Below are 1,889 nucleotides of genomic sequence, written 5' to 3' on the forward strand. Positions count from 1 at the left end.
AGCGATGAAAAAGAACGTGACGGCGAAGTGCTACGGTGGCGACATTACGCGGAAACGAAAATTGCTGGAAAAACAAAAAGAGGGGAAGAAACGAATGAAGGCGGTCGGCAGTGTCGAAGTCCCACAAGAAGCGTTCCTGGCGATCTTGAAAGTCGGGGAAGAATGAGCCTCGATCAGAATCAGCGGAATGTGGATAAGTTGTCAAGTTCTTCGCGGGGAGGCGAGCAGGCATCGCTGCCTGGGGCCAAGCTTGCCGACAACACGGACCAGTCGGGAAGGAAGTCCATCGTTCGGGAGTATGCGGAAGCGATCATCGTGGCGATGCTTCTGGCATTCGCCATTCGCGTGTTCGTCGTGCAGGCATTTAAAATTCCATCGGGGTCGATGATTCCCACCTTGCTGATCGGCGATCACATTTTAGTCAGCAAACTTTCCTATGGCCTGCAGTGGCCGACGGACTGCCAACTGCAATGGAGTTTTCCCCCCGTCAATTGCTACACATCCAAGACGGTCGTGGCGTTCGGCAAGCCGCAACGCGGCGACATCGTCGTCTTCCGCTTTCCCGAGGATGAAGAAAAGGATTTTATCAAGCGAATCGTCGGGCTTCCCGGCGATACCGTGCAGCTTCGGAACAAGGTCGTGCTCGTGAACGGCCGGCCGCTCGATGACAAAGCCTTTACGCAACGAATCGATCCCGGCATCATCGACGGTACGATCAACCCGCGCGATAATTTCGGACCGGTGACCGTCCCCGAGGAATCCTACTTTGTCATGGGCGACAATCGCGACCAAAGTCTGGACAGTCGGTTCTGGGGGTATGTGCGCGAAGAAAAGATCCGCGGCAAAGCGTTTCGGATTTATTGGTCCTGGAACGGCCAAGGAAATTGGACGGAGTGGGTCCGATGGGAACGATTCGCCAAGGCGATTCAATAGCAAAACGCGGTGCCGCGTCTCTTCCGAGAGAAGACTCGACTGGGAAGAGCGGGACTCCGTCGCCCAAGGCGCTCAGGCAGTATCTTCAACGGTTTCCCCAAGCATCAGTCCTCGTGGTCGGCGACCTCATCCTCGATCACTATGTGATGGGTCGAGTGAGCCGGATCTCTCCGGAAGCTCCGGTGCCGGTCGTGCATGTCGAATCCGAGTCCCTGCGACTCGGCGGAGCCGCCAACGTGTTCAACAATATCCTGGCACTAGGAGGAAAGGCCGATCTTTGCGGCGTGATCGGATCGGATGAGAGCGGACGTCTTTTAATGAAGGAACTCGGCAACAAACGATCAAGCCGCGGGGGGGTGGTGATCGATCATGATCGTCCGACGACCAGAAAAAGCCGGGTCATCGCGCATAATCAACAAATTGTGCGATGTGATATCGAGGGGCGGAGCGACCTGAAGGCGGCGTTGCGGCAAAAAATCCTCCGCTATGTGGAGTCGCGAATGCGGGAGTTGTCCTGCGTGGTGGTATCGGACTATGCCAAGGGCGTCGTGTCGCCGGCACTCATGTCCGAAATCATACGACTCGCCGCCTTGCGGAAGGTTCCGGTCGTCGTCGACCCGAAGGTCGAGCATTTCAGCTACTACAAAGGCGCCACCGTGCTCACACCGAATCATCTTGAAGCGGCTCAAGCCTCCGGTTTGCACGGTGACGGCGACCAGACGATCGACGAAGCCGGAGCGATGATTCGCCAGCGTCTTGGGTGCCGGTCCGTCCTGATTACGCGTGGTGAAAAAGGAATGAGTTTGTACGAGGGTGACGGCGTGTCTTGGCATTTGCCCACGAAAGCTCGGCAGGTTTACGACGTCACCGGTGCCGGGGATACGGTCATCGGAACCCTGGCGCTGGCGCTGGCGGCCGGGGCAAGCATCAAAACCGGAGCGGTGATGGCGAACTAC

Annotated in this window: 3 protein-coding genes; all 3 read left to right on the forward strand. The window is 57.2% G+C overall.

Going from position 1 to position 1,889, the window contains the following annotated elements:
- Positions 1 to 166, forward strand: a 166-nt coding sequence (locus ACOSYY_RS04435; RefSeq protein ID WP_421661063.1) for a hypothetical protein, incomplete at its 5' end; no start/stop codon positions are given.
- A gap of 68 nt (positions 167 to 234) precedes the next feature.
- Entirely contained in the window at positions 235 to 933 is a 699-nt protein-coding gene (gene lepB / locus ACOSYY_RS04440) for a signal peptidase I (protein ID WP_526023279.1), read from the forward strand.
- Positions 903 to 1,889, forward strand: a 987-nt coding sequence (gene rfaE1, locus ACOSYY_RS04445) for a D-glycero-beta-D-manno-heptose-7-phosphate kinase (protein ID WP_421661062.1), incomplete at its 3' end; no start/stop codon positions are given. The genes lepB and rfaE1, both read left to right, overlap by 31 nt.

It is taken from the genome of Nitrospira sp. BLG_2, from assembly GCF_049222245.1.